At 50.2% G+C, this 4,665-nt stretch carries 3 protein-coding genes; 1 reads left to right on the top strand and 2 read right to left on the bottom strand.

Annotated features, from left to right (window positions below; all coding sequences use genetic code 11):
- Positions 1 to 545 precede the first annotated feature (545 nt).
- A complete protein-coding gene (locus tag JW883_01495; protein ID MBN1840940.1) occupies positions 546 to 1,409 on the bottom strand; it encodes a rhomboid family intramembrane serine protease in 864 nt (287 codons plus the stop codon).
- A gap of 274 nt (positions 1,410 to 1,683) precedes the next feature.
- On the opposite strand from JW883_01495, the gene fusA reads away from it, so the two are divergent.
- Entirely contained in the window at positions 1,684 to 3,753 is a 2,070-nt protein-coding gene (gene fusA, locus JW883_01500; GenBank protein MBN1840941.1) for an elongation factor G, read from the top strand.
- A gap of 8 nt (positions 3,754 to 3,761) precedes the next feature.
- Here fusA and JW883_01505 read toward each other — a convergent pair whose 3' ends face one another.
- The gene (locus JW883_01505; GenBank protein MBN1840942.1) at positions 3,762 to 4,415 is read right to left on the bottom strand and encodes a thermonuclease family protein; all 654 of its coding nucleotides are present in this window, start codon (positions 4,413 to 4,415) and stop codon (positions 3,762 to 3,764) included.
- Positions 4,416 to 4,665: the final 250 nt, after the last annotated feature.

Below are 4,665 nucleotides of genomic sequence, written 5' to 3' on the forward strand. Positions count from 1 at the left end.
ATCTGGAATATGGCTATTTTAGTTCATGGTCATAGCTCGACTTCTGGATGCCGGATCAAGTCCGGCATGACAGAATCCAGAATTTGGCGTCAACGGTAAGTGTCGTTGTAGGGCTAAGTGCAGCCTTTTTCCCGTTTGCCACCTATAATTCTTGGTACACTTTGTGCATAGATTCGTGGCTGTGGGATATGCAGCTAGTTCTCCCAACTATCCTCCCACGTTCAGGGCGGACATGACTTACCATGCTCCGCCCTGTTCTTTGTTCGTAATCCAGGCAATAGAATATTTCCCTCTTCCTATCACCTGATCAGGGAGAAACCTAAGCCGGAATCTACAAACGCCTAACATTAAGCAAGGCTGGCGATTTGGGAACGACGGGATTGAGGGTTAAATCCACGGAGGCGGACCTCAATTCCTAGGTTTGCCATCCCTTGATTTGGTCTGTGCAATTCCTGTGACTCTAGTGCGACTTCGGCATTTTAGGCACTTTAAATTTTAGGCATTTCAACCTACTTATGAAAGACCGTCAGGTCCTTGACACAAGACTATTTTAGATATCCCCTCATCCAGGAGATCACAATGACGCCTAAGGCAACGACAAGACAACAAGACTGATACATCCGTGCTGCAGGCTTTTTTGCCAAAAAGGCGTAAAGCCCCCCCAGAATAATACCCGCCATAAACCCGAACAAATGAGCCGAAAGATCAGCATGTTTCCCCGAACCAAGAATGCCAAGCAGCGCCAGGCCGCCAGCCAAGGGAAGCCATGCCTTGATTTTCCGGCCGGGTATCCTGAACTTCTTGAAAAACTGCTGTGCAGCCAGGATTCCCACTGACCCGAAAACAGCAGTAGACGCCCCCACCGAAAGATGCCCGGACCCGTACAAGAGGGCGTTTACCAAATTGCCGATTATGCCTGTCGCAAGGATCATGAGCCAGCCGACACCCCATCCCGTGATGGTGCAGACTGCAGTGCCAAACAAGGCGATGCCGAGCATGTTTCCTGCCAGGTGCAAGGCGTTTGCGTGAAGCATGAGTGAAGTCACGCTCCGATACAGTTCTCCGTGCATGATATGAGAGGCTGATGACCCGAAGGCCCTGATAAGAGACTTACTGTCATTTGCCGCTGTGACACCTATATGACAACCCAGCAAGATGACCGATGCCCACAGACCGGTGAGTGTCTTGCCGTATTCATAACAGACGGGTTCATCGGTTGGGCGGAACTCCTGGTTTTCCTCAAGGTATTGTTCAATTGTGGCGAGGGCCCTGTTGTAATCCCTTTCTTCTACCAACACATCCCATCCACCCTCCCCTTTTCTCACACGGTGCGGGATGCCGGATGACAACAGGACCAATCCGTACGAATTCGCCTGATCGGCTGAGAGGTTTTTGAATAGTTCGAGCATTTGAAGGCGCGATCTGGTGCTTTTGTTTTATAGGGTATGCCCTAGCCTAATATGAACAAATAACACGCTTTCTTCTATTATGCCAACCTATGATCCTGACCCTGCCAAGCGGGGGAAAAAGCGAGATTATCACTTTCAACAAGTTGTAGAAATGCCGAGATACTAAATTATTCGGTTGATTTTTTTTCTGTCAAAATATAGGAATAGAATTCCTCTTATGGATCGAAACCAGGCAATCCCTGAGGAAAAAACAAAAGATTGGAGATGAGTGTCCATGGGTGAATCTGTCAAAACGTTAAGAAGCATTGCATTGGTTGGTCATGGAGGCGGGGGAAAGACTTCCGTTGCAGAAGCTCTTCTGTTCACAGCAGGCGTGACCAATCGTTTGGGTCGAGTGGATGACGGAAACAGTGTGATGGATTTTGAGCCAGAGGAAGTGCGACGCAAGGTCAGCATCTCCTCGGCCTTTCATCACTGTGTCTGGAACAAACACAAGGTGAATATTATCGACACACCTGGCGATGCCAATTTTTTTGCGGACACCAGATCCTGCATGCAAGGGGCCGATGGAGCCATAGTCGTGATAGAAGCCATCGACGGGGTTAAAGTCCAGACTGAGCAGGCCTGGGACGTTGCCGACGAGCTCTCAATACCCAGATTGGTCTTTATCAACAAGATGGACCGGGAACGGGCCGATTTTTTCAAGACCTTCAATGAGGTTGCCCAGATCTTCAACCCAAAACCAGTGCTTGTGCAGATTCCTATTGGCGCTGAAGAAAATTTTCGGGGCGTCGTCGATCTGATTAGCCAGAAAGCCTATGTCTACGGCGCTGATGGGAAAACAAGCGCGAGTGAGATTCCCGCGGAATTGCAAGACCAGGTGGCCTCGGAGCGGGAGGCCCTGGTGGAAAACATAGCTGAAACCGATGATGCCCTGTTGGAGAAATATCTGGACGGACAAACCATTACTGAAGATGAACTTCTTAAGGGACTTCGCGCGGGCGCGCTGGCCCGAACCTTTGTCCCGGTCCTGTGCGGTTCAGCCACAAAGCAAATCGGCATCGATCTCTTGTTGGATTGCGTCAATGTTTGTTTGCCATCACCCCTGGAGCATAAAGGGATAACCGGCACGGATCCCGTTACAGGAGAAACAAGAAAACCTAAGCCTGACCCGGCAGAACCCTTTTCGGCTCTGGTTTTTAAGACAATTGCAGACCCTTATGCCGGCAGATTGAGTATTTTCAGGATCTATTCCGGCACACTCAACCCGGACAGTTCTTTTTATAATCCATCCAAAGAGACCAAGGAGCGGTTCGGACAACTCCTCCGGATCGCAGGCAAAGAACAGAAGCCTATGGCCACAGCCGGCCCGGGCGATATCGTGGCCATTGCCAAACTCAAAGAAACCACCACCGGCGATACGTTGTGTGATGTAGCCAACAAGATACTCTTTCAAAGCCTTGAACCCTTCCCGACGCTCATTTCTTATGCCATAGCGCCCAAATCCAAAGGGGATGAGGACAAGATATTCACGTCTCTTTCCAGACTCCTGGAGGAAGACCCGACCCTGAAGCTCGACCGAGATGCCGAAACCAAACAGATCATCATCTCGGGAATGGGGCAAATACACATTGAGACCATGGCTGAAAAACTGAAACGCAAGTTTGGGGTTGAGGTAGTTCTGAATACTCCGAAAATACCGTACAAGGAGACCATCAAGCAGGCGGTCAAGGGTGTCGTTTACCGTCACAAAAAGCAGTCGGGCGGCCGAGGACAGTTTGCGGAAGTCCATTTCGATATTTCTCCTCAGGAAGAGGGCAAAGGCTTTGAATTTGAACAAGCTCTTGTGGGTATGAACGTGCCACGCAATTTCGTGCCTGCAGTGGAAAAGGGGATTCTCGAGGCCATGCCGTCCGGCGTTCTGGCAGGTTATCCGGTAGTGGATGTGAAAGTCCGCTTCTACGACGGGAAATCCCACGAGGTGGACTCCTCAGAGATGGCCTTCAAGATCGCCGCGTCCATGTGTTTCAAGAAAGGTTTGCAAGAGGCCAAACCAACCATGCTTGAGCCCATCATGAACTTGACCGTAAGTGTTAGCGAAGATTACATGGGCGATGTGATTGGAGATTTGAACAGCAGGCGAGGCAAGGTACTGGGTATGGAGGCCAAAGGCAAGAAGCAGTTGATCCAAGCCCAGGTACCCATGGCCGAGATATTGAGATACGCCCCTGATCTTACATCCATGACTGGCGGCAGAGGTTCATTTACGTCGGAATTCGACCATTATGAGGAGGTGCCGGCCAACATTATCCAGAAGATAATAGAACAGGAGAAAAAAGAATAGTTCGTCAGTTACGGACTGCACCGTTTGCATGGGCTATATCCGGCCCAGAAAGCGTCGTATTTTCTCTTTAAGATAACTCGATTTTTTCCTGATGTAGACTTTGCGAAGCTGCATGTTGTCAGGTGAAAACGCCGTGACTGGCGATTGCCAATGTAAGGGCCCCTTTGGTCACGAAAGTCTTTCCAAAGCCCTACCCTTTTTGCCATGGCCTCTCGCTGAACACGGAGCAAGAGTTCGTCATACTTTGTGTTTGGCCTGCGAAACAGGCAGTAGGCGTAACCTCTCTTGACTAACTCAGCGTTAATAAACCTCCCATCCTCAAGAAATACATAAGCCAGCAGGCGCCCGTACTGATCGAGTTTTTCCCGGTCGAGCTCCAGCCGAACCCTCTTCCGGTACACCAATTGTCGGTTAAAGGTCCTGGCTTCAGGTCCGAACCTTTCTGCCGGCGTGCCTTTGTGGGCCACCTCCGGGGCATTGATCCCTATGTAGCGGACATGCGTACCATTGGAAAGAACCACCGTATCCCCATCGTCCACCCACCGCACCCGGTCCCACTGCAGGGCCGGCGCGTCTTTGCAAAGCCCAAAAAGTATCACCAAAAAAATTGCAAAAATCCTGAACTTTACTCTCACTTCAATGGTCATTTCCTTAGTAGGCACCGCCTACCCTCCGTCCCATAGAATTTACTTTAGCCATTTTAGTCCCGCCAAAGGCGGGATCACAAGGCACTTTCATCGTCGACCACTGACCCCACTTGACCCTCGGATACAAACCATTTATATATCCTATGTGTAAAACGCAATCAAGGCATGCCGGGAGAAACTGGATATTCTATATAGCGAAAGCGCAATTGGGTAGGTAGTCAGCAAATGGGGCTGTGCGGGCCGTAGAGGGGGTCTGGCGGGACTC

The sequence above is a fragment of the Deltaproteobacteria bacterium genome, from assembly GCA_016930875.1.
Taxonomy (GTDB): Bacteria; Desulfobacterota; Desulfobacteria; order Desulfobacterales.

What these genes read in the sequence shown, in the direction of transcription:
- JW883_01495 (MBN1840940.1), bottom strand. Translation starts at nt 1,409, where the DNA reads ATGCTCGAACTATTCAAAAACCTCTCAGCCGATCAGGCGAATTCGTAC.
- fusA (MBN1840941.1), top strand. Translation starts at nt 1,684, where the DNA reads ATGGGTGAATCTGTCAAAACGTTAAGAAGCATTGCATTGGTTGGTCAT.